Consider the following 21069-nt stretch of genomic DNA (forward strand, 5'->3'; position numbering starts at 1 on the left):
AAAAATCGAATCTGGATAGAGTCTAGCACACTGATAGTAGTGGCTAAACCATAGAAAAAAACAATGAAGCGGTTTGAGTCACCTCTTCACATTCTAGACAGTCACGCTGATACAAGGTTCCTGCTACTCGGCCAGCATCCACTGCTGCCAAGCCTGAGTTACAAGCGCTCTCTCTTGCTCAAACTTATCTATCGCAACGTCAGCATCAAGGTTGAGCAAATTACGGTGATGAATCTCATCACGCAACGTGGTGTAAGCATGCGTAAGTGCCATTGCTTGTGGTTCATCCATAATGCCCTGTGACATTAGGCTCTCAAAGATACGAACATTGTCACACCAACGCGTCAGCTTAGGTTTCTCATGGCTGTATCTTAGTACTAAGTACTGAGCCAGAAACTCAACGTCGGTAATACCGCCATTGTCTTGTTTCAACATGAAGCGATCGCTTTTCTTGCCACCTAAATGGTCGCGCATTTTTTCGCGCATTTTAACTACTTCTTGTTTGAGGCTGTCGCCGTCACGCTCAAGACACAAAACCTCGTGACGGGTCTTGTTAAACGCCAATGCTAAAGGCTCATCGCCGTAAATCATACGCGCACGAGTAAGGGCTTGGTGCTCCCATGTCCATGCTTCATTGTGCTGGTACTCGTCAAAGGCATCGGTTGGGCTTACTAACAACCCAGAAGCCCCTGAAGGTCGTAAGCGAGTATCGACTTCATAAAGAATGCCGGAGGCTGTGCGAGTCGAGAAAATATGAATAATACGCTGTGCCAGTCGCAGATAGAATTGACGACCATCAATCTCTTTTTTGCCATCAGTGTACACATGCACTGGGCAGTCATGCATGAAGACAATATCCAAGTCTGAGTTATACCCAAGCTCCCAACCACCAACTTTTCCGTAACCAACAACCGCAAAGCCGCGTCCCTCACGGTCTTTAAGGTGAGTCGGCTCACCAAACTTCGCCGACACTTGCAGCCAAGCTTGGTTAACCCCAGCTTCAACAATCGCTTCGGCTAAGTAGGTTAAGTGATCACTTACCTTCATCACAGGCAACACGCCAGCAATATCTGCGGCAGCGATTCTCAAGATACAGGTCTGCTTAAATTGACGCAGGCCTTCCATCTGCTGTTCCATGTCATCTTCTGGAATGCGAGCAAGGTAATCACGAAGCTCCGTTTTGTAAGACTCTAATGGCACCGGATTATAAAGCTGCTGAGGGTCAATCAATTCATCAAGTAGGATTGGGTAGCGCCCTAACTGCTCTGAAATCATCGGACTCGCGGTACACAGGCGTACCAATTGAGTCAGTGCCGCTGGATGCTCATCAAGCAGCTCTAGGTAAGTGGTTCGCGTAACGATTTTATGTAGCAGGTGCAGCACACGTGATAAACCAAACTCCGCATCTTTATTGGTGTACAGAGCTTGGAACACTTTAGGCATCAGTCGATTAAGCACCTCACGTCCTCTAGGGCCTAACGTTTTCTTCGCGAGATCAGCCTTGAACTGAATAATGGTATTGGCGGCTTTCTGTGGGTCAACCGCATCTATGTCGGTCTCCAATACATGCTCAATCACATCTTGCTTATGTGCCATATCCCACAGCTCGCTAAAGTGACTCGCGATTGGGTTCGCTTCCTCTTCTTCTACACCGATAAGCTCTTCAAACACCACGTGAACATTAGCCATGTGCTGGCGAGTCTCATCTATCAGTTCTTGCCAGCTTTCGAACTGCATTGCGATTGCCAGTTGTAGCTGTTCCTGCTCATTATCCGGCAGAGTTTGGGTTTGTTTGTCTGCCATCGCCTGCAACAGGTTTTCTAGACGGCGCAAGAACAGGTAAGCGTCTCTCAAGTGTGCAACTTCGCCAGACTCTAAAAGTTTCAAGCTATCGATGGCTTCAAGGGTGTGCAATAGACCACGGTCTCGTAAGCTTGGCTCTCGACCACCGCGAATCAGTTGGAAAACTTGCGCAATAAACTCCACCTCACGGATCCCGCCAGGGCCGAGTTTAATGTTGTTTGATAGACCGCGACGACGCACTTCACTGCTGATCATCGACTTCATTCTACGTAGTGACTGAATCGCGCTGAAATCGATGTAGCGGCGGAAAACAAATGGGCGCAACATTTGGCGTAGCTCTTGATATTCAGGGTACATCTCCCGTCCCATGACACGAGCTTTAACCATCGCGTAGCGCTCCCAGTCTCGCCCTTGCTCTTGATAATAATCCTCAAGCGCTGCGTAACTCATGACCAATGGACCACTTTCACCAAATGGACGCAATCGCATGTCGACGCGGTAACAGAAGCCATCAAAGGTTTGCTGGTCGAGCGCTTTGATGATGCGTTGCCCAAGACGCGTGAAAAACTGCGCATTGGCGATGCTGCGACGAGCACCTTGTGTCTCACCGTTTTCTGGGTAGGTAAAAATCAGATCGATATCCGAGGAGAAGTTCAACTCACCGCCCCCTAGCTTACCCATACCAATGATCAACATAGGCTGCGCTTCTCCTTGCGCATTACAAGGCGTGCCCCACTCTTTGCAACAGATGTTGTATTGCCACTGATAGGTTTCAAAAATCATCGCTTCAGCAAGCATTGAAAGGTGAGCCAGGCTCTGCTCTAGCGGCCAAGACGCAGTAAAATCGCGCCAAGCGATGTAGGACATTTCTCGATTGCGAAACTGACGCAATACGCGTTGACCGCTCATCTCGTCTTGGCATTCAGATAACAGGGCCGCTAGCCTATCTCGATAGCCTTCAGCGCGCTCTTCACACTCAAGCATTGTAGGTAAGACGCGAGCTAATTCGCTATCACGTTGCAAACAGTCGCCGACAAAACTGCTCAGCCCTAGGACATATTTCAGTTGTTCTTGATATTGGGGAGACCAAGCCGAAATCGCGTCCCCTTGATGTTCAAGCAGGTTTTCTAAAGCCGATTGAGAGTGCTGAGTAAGTGAAGCAGGCAATTGCATTTTTCTTCCTTGTTTGGCTAAGCGCATACTGTCTCTATTTATATCAAACTTAGGCCAATAAAAAACGCCCACATGGGGAATGTGGGCGTTTTATCGGATTAGAAATAGTACCTAACAGGTAAAATCAGCTTAGACCTTGAATTGCTTAATCTTACCATCAAGCTCTTCGGCGTTGGTTTGCATGATTTGTGAGGTTTCCAGAAGCTCACCAACCACGGTTACTGACGCTTCGACTAGCTCTCGAACATTGGTTAGGTTGACATTCATCTCTTCCGCAACACTGCTCTGTTGACCCGCTGCTGTCGCAATTTGGAAGTTCATGTCATTAATCTGATTTACTTGGCTCACAATGCCATCAAGTTCAGAGCCAGCGTTGGTGACCAAATCAACGCCTTCAGCCGCTTCTACAACACTCTTCTCCATCAGCTCAACCGCTGAGTTGGCACTGGTTTGCAGATGGGTGATCATGTCTTGAATCTCAACCGTTGCTTGTTGAGTGCGTTGCGCTAGATTACGAACTTCATCGGCGACCACCGCAAAGCCGCGACCTGCCTCACCTGCACGCGCAGCCTCGATTGCCGCGTTCAATGCAAGAAGGTTGGTCTGCTCTGAGATACCTTGGATAGTGCCCACTACGCTACCAATTGAGTCTACACGCTCTTCAACTTGGTTTACCGCTGCTGCTGATGCTGCGATGTCCGTTGATAGTTCGCTCATCTTAGACACAGAGCCTTGTACAAATTTTTGACCGGTTAATGCTTGGCCTGATGCTTGCTCTGTTAGAGAAGAGGCATTCTGAGCATGCTCAGCGACCGTTTGAACCGTCGATGTCATCTCGCTCATTGCTGTCGCTAGCTGATCGATCTCGTTGAACTCTTCCTGCGCAGACTCTTTCGTCTCTGACATACTAATCGTCATTACTTCAGTCAGTGCAAACAGTTCATCCGAAGAAGCCACTTGAGTTTTGATCATGTCATTCAGTTGAACGCGAGTTTTCTCAAGCTCACGCGCAACATCACCGTACTCATCTTTACAGTCCATATGGATTGGCACAGAGAGGTTTTTGTCCGCCATGGTTTTAATAGCGTCGCTTAAGTATTGCGTCTGACGCAGCATCACACGCGCAGCCGTCAGAAGAAGAACGACAAAGGCCACGATCATCAAGCCAGTTTGCCAAGCCACTTGTACTAGGTACGTTTCGTAGTGTTCTTGTGCTACTTGTGCGCTGTTCGTTACCGCAAGCAGTGAATCATAGAATGTGCTCGCATCCCACAACTGCTTAGCAATGATCAAAATGGTACTGAATACCATCAGCATGATCATTTTTGGAACGAGACGAACGTCAGAGATTACCCTTTCCCACGGCTTGAATGACAGTTTGGTCATTGTCAGTTCTCCATTAAGTCTTATATATTGAACGCTTCCATATCCGCGCAATAGCAAAGATTTGCTAAAGATTGCGATTTATTTCGAGCTTCGTATGAATGTTAAATAGTACCAAAGACACACCCAAGCCAATGAGCTTATTATCACTGATTCTCTCTTTCTTAGCGTTATTTGTGATCTCTGGCTTGTTGTTTGCGCCAATTGATAATGAATCTAAACAAGTTCTTATCGGCCTCGATTTTATAATCTGTAGTGTTTTTCTTCTGCAGCTCACAATTGATCTGTTTCGTTCGGAAAACAAAACGTCATACTTAAAAGTTCACTGGATCGATTTTCTAGCCAGTATTCCGATGGTAGAACCGTTACGCTTTGCGCGTATCTTTCAGATACTACGGGTTATTTTGGTTCTGCGCTCAAGCAAACGGATATTTAGAGAGCTGTTTCGCAATCGCAAAGAAACCACGCTCGCTTCCATCATTTTATTGTTAGTCCTGTTACTAACGATTGGCGCTGGAACCATTCTTTTGCTTGAACATAAAGAGCCGGGAGCGAACATCACAACTGGGCATGACGCATTGTGGTGGGCGTTTGTGACTATTAGTACTGTGGGTTATGGTGACCACTACCCCGTGACGGCTTCAGGTAAGTTGGTTGCATCGCTGGTGATCGTTTGTGGTGTTGGTGTATTCGGTATGATCTCAGGTTTAATAACCTCATTAATCACCGAGCCAACCGATTCGCAGAATCAAAGAATCGAGAGTAAAGACAAGAAGCTCGACCTTATCCTCGAGCAGCAGCAACAGATACTCAATCGATTAGACAAGCTGGAACAGCAGATAAAAAAATAGGGCGATATGCCCTATTTTTCAGTCTCAATATTGCCTAATTAGTCTTGCCAATATGGCTCAACTTCAACGCTTATCTGACGCGTCTGCTCCATCGCATGCAGGATAGACACCTCTTGGCGAGCCAGCCAACGCTCCAACTGATCTTTCTCATCGCCCTCTAACTTATCTGTTAGCGGGGCAAGCGTTCTCAGCATCAGCAAGTCATCAATACCTTGGATCATATCCGCCCAAGGTAAACGGAAACTGTTGCGCTCATCAGCATCATATAGACTTGCAAAGCCCACGCCTGAATAGAGGTTACGCATTAAGCGATATTGCTGATCAATATAAGCTTGGCTTGTCATTACACGCTCTGGCGGGAAGGCTTCCATCAGCTCAGCCCAAGTGCGATCCAGCTGTTTTACTGAGAACCACTCAATGCCACGTGCCATTTGCTCACGCGCTTTCTCATCAAGAAACGGCTGCCAACCGCGCGATAAAATCCAGCGGCTCAAATCCAAAAGCAAACCGGTATAACGAGCCGAACTTAACAACGTTAATAGTTCTTCACGATCCGGCAGTTGTTCTTGCATCTCTTTAAGCTCAGCAACCAAGAACTTACGCGCATCCAGCTTGCGTAGAACATGTCCTTTGTCTTCAAGCAAGTCTTCAAAATGATCGTAACTCTTTAGCCACTCTAACTCTTGCTCTAACCACTTAAGCTCTTGGCGAAGAATCGCACTTGCGCGACGCGGGACAATGCCGCCGTAAATAGTGAAGGTTTGACGAATAAAGCTCAGAGAGTGACTGATTTCATGCAGCGCTTCAATCGACTGACGCTCAGTGAAGATCTGCTCATGATAATGCCAATGCGATAATGCATGCTCTAGTGACTGAATAAAGCAAGATTCAACCGTATCGTTTTTATCGGTATCAACTAGCGCTAGAGGCTTAACTTCATCACCTTGGTAACCCTGTGCTAGGCGATAGCCTTTTGCTGCCTTGCTCAGATTGCCCAAACGCATACCGCCCTGCTCACAGAACTGACGCGACAAAGTAAATAGTGCATCGGCCTGCCCAGATTTAAGCTCTAACTCAACCTCACAGATAGGCTCTTGCATATCACCAGACTCCACGAAGCCTTGGTCAAACGCCACTTCAATCTGACTGCCATCAGGCATCCCCACCAGCCATTGTTCGCGAGTGAAGTTAGTCGAAAATAGAGGGACCAATTCAGATTGCAGTGTCTCGATATCCTTACCGGCTGGCCAAATATCGCCAGGGTGAAGAGATAGATTCGGTTGATTGCTATCATGCTCCGCATTGTACTCAGGTCTTTGGTGCAACCCTGCAACCACACGACCCGCTGTCTTTACGGTCTGTACAAATACGTCATCAAAGCGTCGAATGCGCAAGCCCGTATCGTGCTCACGTAGCCAGTTGTCCGGTGTATCAAAATAGATGTTACCTAGCTCGCGACAACTGTGCTGAAGTACCTTCGTTTCAGCAATTTTATTGCGTAAAGTCTCTGAAAATTCAGGAGAAACAAAAAACTTCAGTTCTATCTCGGTTTCCATAGTTATACCTTTCTGGGAAGATAGGGACAGGATATTGCCAATTTTAGAAGTCGGCAAGTCAGAAATATCGCCCATATGATGATCTAAAACAGTTTTAATGAGAGATTGATTAGGTTAACATGCGCGACTTTATAGCCATCGTTTAACATTTCACCACGAACATGGTGTATGTTTTTTTTAAGGTTATTATTTATTAGGTTGGACAACCATGCCAGTAAATACAATTATGGGGTTATTTGCAAAGTCCCCAATTAAACCTTTGCAACGTCACGTTGTGTGTGTGAACGAATGTTGTTCTCACCTAGTTAACTTCTTTGAAGTATCTTCAAAGGGCGACTGGGAGAAGGCTGCTGAAATTCGTGCGCAGATTTCTCATCTTGAAAAAGAAGCAGACGTACTAAAACGTGAAATCCGCCTGAAACTTCCTCGCGGTTTGTTTATGCCTGTTGATCGCACCGATATGTTGGAGCTATTAACTCAGCAAGACAAACTTGCAAACCTAGCGAAAGACATCGCTGGCCGCGTTTACGGTCGTCAGCTTGTCATTCCTGCTCCTCTACAAGAGAATTTCATCGCTTACGTTAAACGTTGTCTAGATGCAGCGAACCAAGCACAAAACGTAATCAATGAACTTGATGAATTGCTTGAGACTGGCTTTAAAGGCCGTGAAGTAACACTTGTTGCTGAGATGATTCATCAGTTAGATGTAATCGAAGATGATACTGACGCGATGCAGATCGAACTACGCCAACAACTAATGGCAATTGAAGGCGATCTAAACCCTGTCGACATCATGTTCTTATACAAGATTCTTGAATGGGTCGGTGGTATTGCAGACCAAGCGCAGCGTGTTGGCGCTCGTCTTGAAGTAATGCTTTCTCGATCTTAAATCAAACGTTAACTATATAACGAAGAGCACTTTTTAACCAAAACCACTTATGCGTTGAGTATTTCTCTCGCTGAGCGGTTTTTTGCGTCTAAATTTGCTCCGCTTGTTATCAAACAACTAGGTATTACGATGGATATCCTTGCTAACTACGGCACTGTCCTGATTCTTATTGCAGCAGCTTTCGGTTTCTTGATGGCTATTGGTATTGGTGCGAATGACGTTGCGAACGCAATGGGCACCTCAGTAGGCTCAAAAGCTCTAACCGTTAAACAAGCGATCATTATCGCAATGATCTTTGAATTTGCTGGTGCTTATCTTGCTGGCGGTGAAGTTACCGATACTATCCGTAAAGGTGTTATCGAGACATCTCTATTCGCACACCAACCAGACGTACTTGTATTCGGCATGATGTCAGCACTTCTTGCGGCTGGTACATGGCTTCTACTTGCTTCTTACATGGGTTGGCCGGTTTCAACAACACACTCAATCATCGGTGCTATCATCGGTTTCGCATGTGTGTCTGTTGGTACTGAAGCGGTAGACTGGGGCAGTGTTCAAGGTATTGTTGGTAGCTGGATCATTACTCCTGTTATCTCAGGTTTCTTTGCTTACGTTATCTTCGTAAGTGCTCAGCGCCTGATCTTTGATACTGAGAACCCACTGTTCAACGCTAAGCGTTTTGTTCCTGTGTACATGTTCATCACAACAATGGTGATCGCGCTAGTAACAATCAAGAAAGGTCTAAAGCACGTTGGTCTTCACCTAAGCAACACTGAAGCTTGGGTTTGGGCTGCTGGTGTTTCTGCGATTGTTATGGTTGGTGGCTACCTATACATCCAGAAGAAATTCGCTAACCGCGAAGAAGACCACAGCTTTGCTGGCGTAGAAGGTATCTTCTCTGTTCTTATGGTTATCACAGCGTGTGCGATGGCATTTGCTCACGGTTCAAACGACGTAGCTAACGCGATTGGTCCACTGTCTGCTGTTGTATCAACAGTTGAACACATGGGTGAAATCACAGGTAAGAGCACCATCGCATGGTGGATTCTACCTCTAGGTGGTTTCGGTATCGTGGTTGGTCTTGCAACACTGGGTCATAAAGTTATGGCAACGGTTGGTACTGGTATTACAGAACTAACACCAAGCCGTGGTTTTGCAGCACAGCTTGCAACAGCGTGTACCGTAGTTCTTGCTTCTGGTACTGGTCTACCAATCTCAACAACACAAACACTTGTTGGTGCTGTATTGGGTGTTGGTTTCGCTCGCGGTATCGCAGCTCTAAACCTTGGCGTAGTACGTAACATCGTTGCTTCTTGGATTGTAACACTGCCAGCAGGTGCACTGCTTGCGGTTGTATTCTTCTACGCAATTCAAGGTATGTTCATCGGCTAATCCCTTTTCAGGGGGCTGAATGCACGTCAGAAAATTGTGAGTTTCAGTAACGATATGTAAATCTCATGTCATTATTGACTCAAATACACAGAAAGGGAGGCTCAGCCTCCCTTCTTTGTTGCACCCTACCGAGAAACTAAATACTATCTGCTAACTGAGGCTGACTTATTGCCCACCCCAATTGAAATCGTTAAGGGATTTACTGTGAAAAAACTGATTAGCTTCGTTTTGTTCGCAATGCTTGCAGCCCCAGCTGCGTTTGCACAAGACCGTTATATTGCTGATAAACTATTTACTTATATGCACTCTGGCCCAAACAACACCTACCGTATTATTGGTAGTGTCGATGCCGGTCAAAAAATCACATTCCTACAAGCAAATAAGCAAACTGGTTACACCCAAATTCAAGACAATCGTGGCCGCAAAGGCTGGGTTGAGAGCAAATTCGTTACTTCTCAAGAAAGCATGGCACTGCGCATGCCTAAGCTAGAAAAAGAGCTAGCAGAAGTGAAAGCGAAACTGGCTAACGCACGTCAAAGCGCTGATAGCGAAAAAGCGGGCCTAATCAGCTCTCTTGATTCTCGCAACACTCAAATTTCTGAGCTAGAGCAGAACTACAGCGAAATCAGCCAACAGCTGACAAGCGTTCAAACTGAAAACCGTGAGCTACGCGCTAAGCTAGACACGCAGAAAGATGACCTACTATTGAAGTACTTCATGTACGGCGGCGGTGTCGCTGGCCTAGGTCTGTTGTTTGGTCTGATTCTTCCGCACCTAATCCCGCGTAAGAGAAAATCACCAAACGGTTGGGCGTAATCGCAACGAATCAAAAAAAGGAGCACTCATGTGCTCCTTTTTGTTTTTCTAAATTTCAATCATCTAGCGATTAGCCTTGCCACTCATAAAGTGCGGGAATTTCGATAGCCTGCTCTTCAAACTCCACCACAATAGATTGCGGCTTCACTTCAATCAGCTGCACTTCAGGAGTTATCCAATCCCCCTGTGCCACCTCTTTGTCATTGATTTTGACCCAACGCCTTTCTGCACTGCTGGAGTACATATGCGTTTGTAGGTTCAGACTTGGTAATCGACCACTCAAGCTGTGAGTATGAGACTCCAACTGTACTGTCGGCTGAGGGCGATATTGATCAATGTCCACTTTAGATGGAGCCCCACCATCGTCTAGAATCGACTCAATCTTAAGGGCCAACTCGGGAGATAACTCCGTCAGGTCTAACCCCTGCAACAGATCGCCTTCCATCTCTCCATTGTTGGCTGTGCTATTTTTCTGGTTCGGTTGTGGGTTGTTAGAGCCAGCCGTCACTTGCAGCGGTTCGCTTTCGGAATCACCTTGGCTCAATGCTGAGTCGTTTGGTTGTTCTGAGAGCTGAGTCTGCTGCTCATCAACCTCAGCCGTTTCAGCGTTAACCGATGCAAAGCTCATCTGGCGAGGCAAAGTTTTCAGTTCTGTCATCTGAGGTGCGGGGCGAATACTAAACAGCGCAGATTCAGGTTCAATATTATCCGTTATCTCCTCATCGTCTTTTTGAACAGCGACAGTCTCTGACACAATAGCCTCCGCTGTAACTGCCGATTCGCTCAGTTCTACTGCGCTCTCTTGTTGCTTGGAAACTCGCTCTTGATAAAGCAGCCCCCCAGCAACAAGCAGTGATGGCACCAATAAGATCAATAGGCTCAACGCGATTGATGCACCGCGATGCGAACGCAACTTAGGCGTTTGAGTCGACAGAAGATGCTGCTGAAACCCAGGCATTTCTGATTGCTGTAAGCGGCTCATTGTTCGAGACATTAGCCTCTCTCCTCATTAATGCTCATCAGGGTAGGTGAATCTAACTGAGCGATTCGCTGCAGGCGTGCAAGCGTTCGTTTGCCCGCAATACCATCAACAGACATCCCTTGCCAAACCTGAAACGCCTCTACCTTACGCTTCAACTCGTTATCAAACTGTTCTTGCCCGGTGACATTCTCTCCCAATACTTCAGACAGCAACAGATCAAGCAGTGCGACCGCTTCTCCGGAGTCTCCCTCTCTGAGTGTTTCTCTGAGCGGTTGTTTCCATATTGCGACATAATCCCCCTGCCACAGAGCCTCTAATGCTGAGACCGGAATTTGAACCAGCGACTGATTGACCAACAGCTCAACCGATTTATCGGAAAGGCCATACAACACAGCATGGTAGGACTCTTCTTCAAAGCTCAGGTTTAACACTACAGGTGAATTGAGCTGAATCAACTCACGCAAGGTCGCTTGCCCTTCAACACACACAAACACACTCTGTGGTTCACTCAAACACAACCCATCTCGGAGTGAAGATTGGTAACCCCATAACTGATACAGGTCCTGAATAGCCGAAGCTCGGCTTGTGCCTTGCGTAAGCTGTAGAGCGATGTCATCCGGCAGAAGAGGTGCTTCTGGTTCAGCTTGCATCTCTACTGGCATCTGAATCGCCGTTTTAACCTGAGGTTCCAGAGCTACATTCGTCTGTTCAGTAACCAGCCATTTGTCGATGTTCTGTGGCAGATAAGTCAACGTCCCCCACGCGAGCCCCAAACCCAACGCACTCAGAGCGCTGTATTGAACAAGCTTCGGCCAAACTGCTGACTGCTGTTTCGCTGGAGCTTGATAAACCTCAGCTTGAAAAGACATGATCTGCTGGCACGCTTGCTCAACAGTCGCTTGAGATGGCGTTTTCTCACCTTGATGGAAACTCAGCTGCAGTGCTTTATCACACACAAGGTTAATTAGCCTCGGTATGCCATGAGTGTATTGAGCGATGGATTTGACCGCGCGATTAGAGAACAGCATCTGTTGAGCACCTGCCGTTTCCAATCTAAAAGCAATGTACTTACCCGCCTCTTGGGCATTGAGAGGCAATAAGTGATAACGACCTGTGATGCGCTGGGCGAGTTGTCGCAATTGATTGGTTTGTAGATGCTGCTGTAGCTCGGGTTGCCCCACCAGCAGCACTTTCAGGAGTTTGCGACTGTCTGTCTCTAAGTTAGTCAAAAGTCGCAACTGCTCTAGCACATCAGCCGCAAGGTGCTGCGCTTCATCAATCACTAATAGAGTTTGAACACCCTGCTCATGGCTATCTAATAAGAAACTATGAATGGCCTGACTCAGCTGCTTGAGTGACGCTTGTTCTGGGTAATCGATCTCGAACTCATCACACACCGCTTCAAGCAACTCAATGTTAGAAAAGGTCGGATTCAGTATAAGGCCAGCTTGAGTCTGGTCATCAAGAGATGCCAGCATCGCTTTGGCAACTGTCGTTTTACCGGTTCCCACTTCACCTGTCAGCATGGCAAAGCCACCACCGTCACCCAATCCAGCTTGCAGGTTCTGCATCGCCTCCTGATGACGCTGACTTAAAAATAAGTAGCGAGAATTTGGTACAATCGAGAATGGCATCTCTACGAAGCCAAAATATTCCTTATACATGGGCTGCCCTATAATTACGATAAATGGAAATTACCATTGCTCGCCATAAAGTCCAGCAGTGATAAAAGATTTCGAGGTGATAAGTTGCAAAACTACGATGGCTTACCAATAGATCAAAGCCTAAACAGATATTTAGTGGGTGGTGCAGTTCGCGACCAATTACTAGAAATTGCGAGCTACGACAAAGATTGGGTTGTCGTCGGCAGTACACCACAGCAGATGGAAGCGCTTGGATTTACTGCCGTCGGTAAAGAGTTTCCAGTGTTTCTTCATCCAAAGACCAAAGAAGAACATGCCCTCGCACGAACCGAGAAGAAATCTGGCTCTGGCTATACTGGCTTTGAGTGTTATTTTGCGCCCGACGTTACCCTTGAAGAAGATTTGATGCGCCGTGACTTGACCATCAATGCTATCGCGCAAGATGAACAAGGCAGGCTATACGACCCCTATCATGGCCAACAAGATCTAGAGAATCGTATATTAAGACACGTCTCTGACGCCTTTGTTGAAGATCCATTGCGTGTGCTACGCGTGGCTCGTTTTGCCGCTAAACTCCATCACTTAGGCTTTACTGTTGCGCCTGAGACAATGAAGATGATGCAACGCATCGTTGAGTCAGGTGAACTGGAACATCTGACCGCTGAACGCGTATGGCAAGAGTGGCACAAGTCGCTCAGCACTCCTCATCCTGAGGTTTTCCTATCCACTCTGAAAGAGTGCGGCGCACTAGCTGTGGTGCTGCCTGAACTAGATGCATTGTTTGGTGTCCCGCAGCCAGAAAAGTGGCACCCAGAGATCGACACCGGCATCCATACATTAATGGTGGCTCAGCAAGCAGCGTTATTAAGTACATCACTGCCGGTACGCTTTGCGGCGCAGGTGCATGATCTTGGCAAAGGTATTACGCCAGAAAGCGAATGGCCGAGCCATAAGATGCACTGCCATACTGGCCTTAAGCTAATCAAAGCCCTGTGTGAACGAGTGCGTGTTCCAAATGAGTTTCGCGACTTGGCGCTACTTGTCTGTGAGCAGCACTCCAACATCCATCGCGCTGGTGAGCTCAAGCCTGCAACATTCCTTAAAATCCTCAACAAGTTTGATGTATGGCGTAAACCAGAAAGACTCAACGACATCTTACTGTGTTGCCAAGCAGACCACGCAGGAAGAAAAGGATTGGAGTCTGAGCCTTATCCACAAAAGCCGCGCTTTGAAGCCGCGTACCAAGCAGCACTTGGGGTGGATGTGAAAGGAGTGATAGCAGACGGTTTTAAAGGCAAAGATATCCGAGATGAACAAGAGAAGCGCCGTGTTCAAGCTATTGAGAGCGCTTTAGGCTCTTGCTAAAGTCACTCGCTGACACCTCTGATACGAGCGTACCCGAAAACAACAAAGCCCGCTGAAGTCAGCGGGCTTTGTCATAACTGATAGTCGTGAATCTTCAGACTTATTGCATCATCAAGAAAGCAAACAGACCACAACCTAGAATCAGACGATAGATAACAAATGGCGTCATACCCATACGAGAGATCAGCTTCAAGAAGAAGTGAATACAGATATAAGCACTGATGAAAGAGACCACGATACCCGTCAACAATGTGCCAACGTGGATTGGGTCACCGCTCGTCACAAGCTTAAGGCCTAAGTAACCACCCGCTAGGGTAATAATTGGAATCGACATTAAGAAAGAGAAACGCGCGGCAGCCTCACGGGTAAAACCAAGGTAAAGCGCTGCGGTAATGGTTGCACCGGAACGAGACGTACCTGGAATCATCGCCATCGCTTGTGCAATACCAATGAACAACGCCTTCTTCCAACCCGCTTGATACTCATCATCACGTAGGGCTGAGTTCTTATCTACCCACCACAATAACAAGCCAAATACGATTGTCGTGGTCGCGATAACCCAAGCACTACGCAGATACAATTCAATGATGTCTTTCATCAACAAACCGAACACACAAGCAGGAATGGTCGCTAAGATGATCATCCAAGCCAGTTTCGCTTCTTTGCTTCGGTCGCCTTTAAATACTGAGCCGAAGAACGCACTCAATAGCGAGATCACCTCTTTACGGAAATAGATAACAACCGCAGCCAATGTACCTACGTGTACCGCCACATCAAATGCCAAACCTTGGTCTTCCCAGCCAAGTACCGCTGAAGGAAGGATCAAGTGTGCAGAGCTTGAGATCGGCAAAAATTCGGTAAAGCCTTGCACTAACGCCAAAATAAACGCTTCAAAATAACTCATTTCTAACCTTATAAATTTATAGTTCTATATCTACAACAGAGAGGGAGTCTAACTGCTCCATTTTCTGCCATATTTCGCTGACGGTTCGTCCATCCTGAGGGATTACCCGAGTAGGACAGAGATCATATAGTGGTTGTGTGACAAAAGGATATTTAAAGATATCGCTGCGAGGGAGTTGAGGTTTTTGAGAAGAAACAACCTCACCAAACAACACGATATCGAGGTCTAAATTACGGTCTTGCAACTTATGGGCATCCTTCGCGCGCCCGTATTTAAACTCAATTTTACGCAACTGTTGTGAAAATTCCGTCAAAGACAACAGAGTATCCAGCTCAATCACGAAGTTATAGAACGGATGGCTATCAAAACCCACCGGTTCACAATGATAAATCGAGGAGCAACGCAAATTGCTCCCTAAAGATTGCAGCTCTAACCAAGCGGCCTTGGCGTGTTTGTCACGGTCGATATTGGTACCGACCCCGACATAGGCGATGGTCATGCTTGGCCTCGTTCGATGACCACACCCACCGCTTTCGCTTGAGGCACCGCTCCCGGCTTCGCCAGACGGATCTTGATCCACGGCACAGAGAATTGAGTCATGATCAGCTCAGCAATCTCTTCAGCAACACGCTCTACTAATAGGAAGCGACCATTTTCAATGTGATCAAGCACTGCAGTGCTCACCTTCGAGTAATCTAAGGCGTCGACCACATCATCACTTTTACCAGCAGGACGGTTGTCGTGAGCCATTTCTATATCAAGCACCAGCTTTTGCTTAATTTCTTGTTCCCAGTCATACACACCAATCGTTGTGATTACTTCTAACTGTTCGATGAAAACTTTATCCAGTGCCATTAGTTGTCCTTTTAGAGGTCGGATACCCAAAAATGGGAAAAAAACGTATTATTTGCCTAATTCAGGATATGATATCAATTACTCTTGGATTGAGCATTATTTTCGCACCATTAAGGACAGACATGACTCCATTGGCACTCATTATGATCATTGCAGCCTATCTACTGGGTTCAATCTCAAGTGCGGTCTTGATATGCCGAGTCGCGCGTCTGCCCGATCCTAGAACCGTCGGCTCAAACAACCCTGGCGCCACCAATGTCTTGCGTATCGGTGGCAAAGCCGCTGCTGCTTCAGTGCTACTGTGCGACATGCTGAAAGGCACCATTCCAGTCTGGCTTGGCTATTTTCTCGATATCGACCCTATCATTCTGGGTGTTGTCGCGATTGCCGCTTGTTTAGGCCATATGTACCCAATCTTCTTCCACTTTAAGGGTGGTAAAGGCGTAGCGACCGCCTTGGGTGCAATCGCTCCAATTGGTCTTGATCTTACCGGTATGATCATGGGCACCTGGTTACTGGTCGCCTTTCTCTTCCGTTACTCCTCCTTGGCAGCGATTGTGACCGTGTTAGTCACTCCATTTTATGCATGGATGGTAAAGCCGCAATACACACTGCCCGTAGCCATGTTGTGCTGCTTGATTGTGCTTCGTCACCATCAAAACATCCGCCGCTTACTTGATGGCAGCGAGCCCAAATTAGGTCAAAAAAAATCGGCGTAACCTATTTAGATTACGCCGATTTTCCATCATTTCGTTGCTAATTCGATTACACCAATAGATGTTTATCTAAGAAGAGCGCAAGCATCTCGTTGACAAAATCCGGTTGCTCTAAGCTGCTAATATGACCGGCATTTGGAATGACAGCCAACTCACTACCGGCAATGCAATCGTGCATTAAGTAAGATTCCAATACTGGACGAGGTTTGTCTTCTTGCCCCACAGCAACCAGTACCGGCAGAGCGAACTTCTCAATCGATTCGATCATATCGCGGCGTCCGAAGACGATACGCCCAATGCGCGCCACCTGCTCGGCGTGCTCACCGTTTAGCTGAGATAGAAACTCAGTAAAGCCTTTCACTAGCTCAGGGCTATTTTGTTCTGCTTGATTAGCAAAGAACAGTGGAACAACCGCTTCAACAATCGGTGGTGGAACCATTTTTGTTTGTGCGATGGTATCTAGCATAGCGAAGTACTTAGCGTGTGCCACTTCCGGCTCTAGACCAACAAAGGTATCCATCAGCACCAGTGTTTTCACGCGAGATGGCGCCAACTCAACCAATTCTGTACCCCACATGCCACCTACTGATAGGCCGACAATCGAGAACTCCTCTACACCTAAATGATCCAACAGAGCCAAAACATGTTGAGCATAATCCTTTAGCGTGCGCATTGAGCTTGGCGCCGCATCAGATTGGCCGTGTGACCAAAGTTCCGGAACAATACAACGGTACTTAGATTTCAGTGCTTCTAGCTGAGGCTGCCACATTGCACTATCCCAGAGGTAGCTGTGACCAAACACGAGCACAGGCCCCTGCCCTTCATCTAGGTACGCCATGTTTTGGTTTTCAATCGTGAAATTGTTCATTTTCTTCCCTAAGTCATATAAAAACGGCCGCTACTGCAGCGGTCGTTCATTTATTCAGATTCGATTACTCAGCAATTGGCTCAAGCTGATCGATAGGCCAGCGTGGTGTCGCTTGAACAGAAAGATCAGCCACTTCACCGTTTTTAAGACGCTGCATACCTGCATAAGCGATCATTGCACCGTTATCAGTACAAAATTCAGTGCGAGGGTAGTAAACCTCACCGCCAATCTTCTTCGCTAGCGCTTCAAGTTCTGCTCGTAACTGCTTGTTTGCACTTACGCCACCAGCAATTACTATACGTTTCATACCCGTTTCCGCCAAGGCACGCTTACACTTGATTACCAAGGTGCCACAAACCGCTTCTTGGAACGCGTATGCGATATCTGCACGAGTCTGTTCGCTATCGTCATTGTCGCGAATGGTGTTAGCAGCAAAAGTTTTTAGACCTGAGAAGCTCATATCTAAGCCTGGACGATCTGTCATAGGACGCGGGAACTTAAAGCGACCCGGCGTGCCCTTTTCTGCTAAACGAGACAGCAGTGGGCCACCAGGGTAGTCTAAGCCCATCAGCTTAGCGGTTTTATCAAACGCTTCGCCGGCTGCATCATCAATCGATTCACCCAGAATGCGGTATTCGCCAATGCCTTTTACTTCAACCATCATAGTGTGACCACCCGATACCAACAGTGCCACAAATGGGAATGGTGGTGGATTGTCTTCTAACATCGGAGCAAGCAGGTGGCCTTCCATGTGGTGTACAGGAACAGCAGGAACACCCCAAGCGTAAGCAATACTGCGACCAATCGTCGCACCAACAAGCAGAGCACCAACCAAACCTGGACCTGCCGTATAAGCAACACCATCAATGTCTTTAGAGGTTAAGTTTGCCTCTTTAAGAGCCGCTTTAATCAGTGGAATAGTTTTCTTCACGTGGTCACGTGATGCAAGCTCAGGAACAACACCACCATAATCGGCGTGCAGTTTTACTTGGCTGTAGAGTTGATGAGAAAGCAGACCTTGCTCATCATCATAAATTGCGATTCCTGTTTCATCACAAGAGGTTTCAATACCAATAATGCGCATAATTTTCTCGGCACGCTTTCATCTTTAATGGGAAATTAGCGCAATATTACCCTGCCTAAGCTCAGCAAACAAATATTGTACAGACTATAATCGACAAAGTGCTTTACAAAGCCACTGTGATCGGATTAAAATTCCGCACCATTTTTGATCAAGCTGGTTAAGACTGAATATTTAAGTTCAGTTCACTAAGTTACCAGCGTTAACGAATAACCCCTGAGGTGAAAGGCATATGCCAGTAGTTAAAGTACGTGAAAACGAACCGTTCGACGTTGCACTACGTCGTTTCAAGCGCTCTTGCGAAAAAGCAGGTATCCTTTCTGAAGTGCGTCGTCGTGAGCACTATGAAAAACCAACTACAGTTCGCAAACGCGCTAAAGCAGCAGCTCAAAAGCGTCACGCTAAGAAGCTAGCTCGCGAAAACGCACGTCGCGTTCGCCTGTACTAATAACTTAATCCATAAGGACTGAGTTATGGCTCTTATTGAACAACTCAAAGAAGAGCAAAAATTAGCGATGAAAGCCAAGGACAAACCGCGCCTTGGCACTATCCGTTTAGCTCTTTCAGCTATTAAGCAACGTGAAGTTGACGAACAGATTACTCTGGGCGATGACGACATCCTTGCTGTTCTAGTTAAAATGGTTAAACAGCGTCGCGATTCTGTTGCTCAATATGAATCGGCAGGTCGTCAAGATCTTGCTGACGTGGAACAAGCAGAAATTGCTGTACTTGAAGGCTTTATGCCTCAACCGCTAACAGAAGAAGAAGTAATCGCACTACTTGATAGCGCAATTGCTGAAGCTCAGCCAGCGGGCATGCAAGACATGGGTAAAGTAATGGCTATCTTGAAACCACAAATTCAAGGGCGTGCAGATATGGGTAAAGTTAGTGGTTTAGTTCGTTCTAAACTCGCTTAATCCCAAATCAAATTGCAACAAGCCGTGCAATCCTATGGAACGCACGGCTTGTTTGTATCTGCTACCTATTCAAACTATTATCATCACTCTCTGTTAGTGCATTTTTCTAAGGTTTTATGGCTGGAATTATCCCACGTAGTTTCATTGATGACCTCCTCGCGCGTCTCGATATCGTCGACATCATTGACGCACGCGTAAAACTTAAGAAAAAGGGCAAAAACTATGGTGCTTGTTGTCCATTTCACAACGAAAAAACCCCCTCTTTTAGCGTAAGCCAAGAAAAGCAGTTCTATCACTGTTTTGGTTGTGGCGTGCACGGTAACGCGATCGACTTCATTATGGAGTTTGAGCGCCTCGAATTTGTTGAAGCCATTGAAGAGCTTGCGAGTTTCCTTGGTCTAGAAGTGCCTCGTGAACAGCGCAGCGGTGCTATTTCAACTCAACCGCGAGCCAACACAGAGCAAAAGCGTAACCTATATGACCTAATGGGTGGTATCAGCCAATTTTACCGCTCACAGCTCAAACTCTCGGCGAGTAAGCCTGCGATTGATTACCTCAAGAATCGAGGTCTGTCGGGCGAAATCGTACAGAAGTTTGGGATTGGTTACGTTGCCGATGAGTGGGATTTAGTTCGTAAGAATTTCGGCCAACAAAAAGAAGCGCAGGACATGCTGGTCACGGGCGGCATGTTAATCGAAAACGACAAGGGTAACCGATACGACCGTTTTCGTGGACGCATCATGTTCCCGATTCGCGATCGTCGTGGTCGAGTGATTGGTTTTGGTGGCCGTGTTCTTGAAGATGGAACACCAAAGTACCTCAACTCCCCTGAGACTCCGATCTTCCATAAAGGCAAAGAGCTATACGGTCTTTACGAAGTCTTACAGGCTTACCGTGAGCCACCTCAAGTCTTGGTGGTTGAAGGTTACATGGATGTTGTCGCACTAGCGCAATATGGCGTAGATTATTCCGTCGCCTCGCTGGGCACTTCGACAACGGGTGATCATATCCAGATGCTGTTCCGTCAAACCCACACGGTTGTGTGTTGTTATGATGGTGACAGAGCGGGTAAAGAAGCCGCTTGGCGCGCACTGGAAAATGCACTTGAGTATTTAAAGACCGGGAATACCCTGAAGTTTCTGTTCTTGCCAGATGGCGAGGACCCAGACAGCTATATTAGACAGCACGGCAAAGAGGCCTTTGAACAACTGGTTCAAAACGCAACGCCACTTTCTACCTACTTGTTCGACAACCTGATTGAAATTCATCAATTAAACCTTGGAACAACCGAAGGTAAATCGGCGTTGAGAGCCCATGCCAGTGCACTGATCAATAAAATTCCTGATAGCTACTTCCAAGAACTGCTCGAAAAGTTACTGGATGAGCGCACTGGGTTTGATAATCAGCTAAGACGAGCTAGAGTTCATAACAAGAGCTCTAGCCCTCAACCGCATAAAGAGCTTAAACGCACCCCTATGCGAGAAGTGATCGCTTTGCTTCTACAAAATCCGAGCTATGCTGATATGGTACCGGATTTATCGAGTGTTCGAGACTTACCATTACCTGGTTTAAGTTTATTCGTTGAGGTACTTGATAAATGCCATACTAACCCCCATATCAACACCGGCCAGTTATTAGAGCACTGGCGACACAGTAAACATGAGGCACTTCTGTCTCGTCTCGCGAGCTGGGAAATCCCCCTCGATGATGACAATCAAGAAGATATATTCTTAGACTCATTGGACAATATTCTTGCCCAGTGCGTAGAAAAGCAAATTGAAAACCTGCAGGCCAAAGCAAGAAGTGTCGGTTTATCAGCCGAAGAAAAAAGGGAGCTGCTAGCCTTGATGCTAGATTTAAAAGCGTAACCCTGAT

Annotated in this window: 19 protein-coding genes; 9 read left to right on the forward strand and 10 right to left on the reverse strand. The window is 46.8% G+C overall.

Going from position 1 to position 21069, the window contains the following annotated elements:
• Positions 1-123: 123 nt before the first annotated feature.
• Positions 124-2976: a bifunctional [glutamate--ammonia ligase]-adenylyl-L-tyrosine phosphorylase/[glutamate--ammonia-ligase] adenylyltransferase gene (glnE, locus tag L1D60_RS14220; RefSeq protein WP_239841759.1), complete on the reverse strand. Its 2853-nt coding sequence runs from the start codon at positions 2974-2976 to the stop codon at positions 124-126.
• A 129-nt stretch (positions 2977-3105) separates the two neighbouring features.
• A complete protein-coding gene (locus L1D60_RS14225; protein WP_239841618.1) occupies positions 3106-4362 on the reverse strand; it encodes a methyl-accepting chemotaxis protein in 1257 nt (418 codons plus the stop codon).
• A gap of 98 nt (positions 4363-4460) precedes the next feature.
• Between L1D60_RS14225 and L1D60_RS14230 the strand changes: the two genes are divergently transcribed.
• Entirely contained in the window at positions 4461-5210 is a 750-nt protein-coding gene (locus tag L1D60_RS14230) for a potassium channel family protein (RefSeq protein ID WP_239841619.1), read from the forward strand.
• A gap of 38 nt (positions 5211-5248) precedes the next feature.
• On the opposite strand, the gene L1D60_RS14235 is transcribed toward L1D60_RS14230, so the two are convergent.
• The gene (locus tag L1D60_RS14235) at positions 5249-6766 is read right to left on the reverse strand and encodes an inorganic triphosphatase (protein ID WP_239841620.1); all 1518 of its coding nucleotides are present in this window, start codon (positions 6764-6766) and stop codon (positions 5249-5251) included.
• Positions 6767-6974: 208 nt separating this feature from the next.
• On the opposite strand from L1D60_RS14235, the gene L1D60_RS14240 reads away from it, so the two are divergent.
• The 3 genes from L1D60_RS14240 (at position 6975) to L1D60_RS14250 (ending at position 9863) form a co-directional block, all read left to right on the forward strand.
• The gene (locus L1D60_RS14240) at positions 6975-7655 is read left to right on the forward strand and encodes a TIGR00153 family protein (protein WP_008222549.1); all 681 of its coding nucleotides are present in this window, start codon (positions 6975-6977) and stop codon (positions 7653-7655) included.
• 129 nt (positions 7656-7784) lie between these two features.
• Positions 7785-9047: an inorganic phosphate transporter gene (locus tag L1D60_RS14245; RefSeq protein ID WP_032553082.1), complete on the forward strand. Its 1263-nt coding sequence runs from the start codon at positions 7785-7787 to the stop codon at positions 9045-9047.
• A 204-nt stretch (positions 9048-9251) separates the two neighbouring features.
• On the forward strand, positions 9252-9863 hold the full coding sequence (locus tag L1D60_RS14250) for a TIGR04211 family SH3 domain-containing protein (protein ID WP_239841621.1): 612 nt from the start codon (positions 9252-9254) through the stop codon (positions 9861-9863).
• 70 nt (positions 9864-9933) lie between these two features.
• On the opposite strand, the gene L1D60_RS14255 is transcribed toward L1D60_RS14250, so the two are convergent.
• Positions 9934-10857 carry a general secretion pathway protein GspB gene (locus L1D60_RS14255; RefSeq protein WP_239841622.1) on the reverse strand — a complete coding sequence of 308 codons (924 nt, stop codon included), beginning with the start codon at positions 10855-10857 and terminating at the stop codon, positions 9934-9936.
• Positions 10857-12509: an ExeA family protein gene (locus L1D60_RS14260; protein ID WP_239841623.1), complete on the reverse strand. Its 1653-nt coding sequence runs from the start codon at positions 12507-12509 to the stop codon at positions 10857-10859. Before L1D60_RS14260 ends, L1D60_RS14255 begins: the two co-directional genes overlap by 1 nt.
• A gap of 36 nt (positions 12510-12545) precedes the next feature.
• On the opposite strand from L1D60_RS14260, the gene L1D60_RS14265 reads away from it, so the two are divergent.
• Positions 12546-13853, forward strand: a complete 1308-nt coding sequence (locus L1D60_RS14265) for a multifunctional CCA addition/repair protein (RefSeq protein WP_239841624.1) — start codon at positions 12546-12548, stop codon at positions 13851-13853.
• A gap of 100 nt (positions 13854-13953) precedes the next feature.
• On the opposite strand, the gene L1D60_RS14270 is transcribed toward L1D60_RS14265, so the two are convergent.
• Genes L1D60_RS14270 through folB form a run of 3 tightly spaced genes read right to left on the reverse strand, consistent with a single transcriptional unit; the run spans position 13954 to position 15612 of the window.
• Positions 13954-14757: an undecaprenyl-diphosphate phosphatase gene (locus L1D60_RS14270; RefSeq protein ID WP_239841625.1), complete on the reverse strand. Its 804-nt coding sequence runs from the start codon at positions 14755-14757 to the stop codon at positions 13954-13956.
• 16 nt (positions 14758-14773) lie between these two features.
• Entirely contained in the window at positions 14774-15256 is a 483-nt protein-coding gene (gene folK, locus L1D60_RS14275) for a 2-amino-4-hydroxy-6-hydroxymethyldihydropteridine diphosphokinase (RefSeq protein WP_239841626.1), read from the reverse strand.
• Complete coding sequence (gene folB / locus L1D60_RS14280; protein ID WP_239841627.1) at positions 15253-15612, reverse strand: dihydroneopterin aldolase; 360 nt, start codon at positions 15610-15612, stop codon at positions 15253-15255. Before folB ends, folK begins: the two co-directional genes overlap by 4 nt.
• A gap of 122 nt (positions 15613-15734) precedes the next feature.
• Here folB and plsY point away from each other — a divergent pair, with 122 nt between their 5' ends.
• Positions 15735-16331: a glycerol-3-phosphate 1-O-acyltransferase PlsY gene (gene plsY / locus L1D60_RS14285; protein WP_032553074.1), complete on the forward strand. Its 597-nt coding sequence runs from the start codon at positions 15735-15737 to the stop codon at positions 16329-16331.
• Positions 16332-16377: 46 nt separating this feature from the next.
• Here plsY and L1D60_RS14290 read toward each other — a convergent pair whose 3' ends face one another.
• Positions 16378-17196, reverse strand: coding sequence for an alpha/beta fold hydrolase (locus L1D60_RS14290; protein WP_239841628.1), 819 nt, complete (start codon positions 17194-17196; stop codon positions 16378-16380).
• 64 nt (positions 17197-17260) lie between these two features.
• Positions 17261-18280, reverse strand: coding sequence for a tRNA (adenosine(37)-N6)-threonylcarbamoyltransferase complex transferase subunit TsaD (tsaD, locus tag L1D60_RS14295; RefSeq protein ID WP_032553071.1), 1020 nt, complete (start codon positions 18278-18280; stop codon positions 17261-17263).
• A 229-nt stretch (positions 18281-18509) separates the two neighbouring features.
• On the opposite strand from tsaD, the gene rpsU reads away from it, so the two are divergent.
• The 3 genes from rpsU (at position 18510) to dnaG (ending at position 21062) form a co-directional block, all read left to right on the forward strand.
• Positions 18510-18725, forward strand: a complete 216-nt coding sequence (rpsU, locus tag L1D60_RS14300; RefSeq protein ID WP_001145625.1) for a 30S ribosomal protein S21 — start codon at positions 18510-18512, stop codon at positions 18723-18725.
• 25 nt (positions 18726-18750) lie between these two features.
• Positions 18751-19194 carry a GatB/YqeY domain-containing protein gene (locus L1D60_RS14305; RefSeq protein ID WP_239841629.1) on the forward strand — a complete coding sequence of 148 codons (444 nt, stop codon included), beginning with the start codon at positions 18751-18753 and terminating at the stop codon, positions 19192-19194.
• A 116-nt stretch (positions 19195-19310) separates the two neighbouring features.
• A complete protein-coding gene (dnaG, locus tag L1D60_RS14310) occupies positions 19311-21062 on the forward strand; it encodes a DNA primase (RefSeq protein WP_239841630.1) in 1752 nt (583 codons plus the stop codon).
• The last annotated feature ends 7 nt before the right edge of the window (positions 21063-21069 follow it).

Origin of the sequence: Vibrio sp. Isolate30, assembly GCF_022397975.1 — a bacterium.
Classification (GTDB): Bacteria; Pseudomonadota; Gammaproteobacteria; order Enterobacterales; family Vibrionaceae; genus Vibrio; species Vibrio fortis.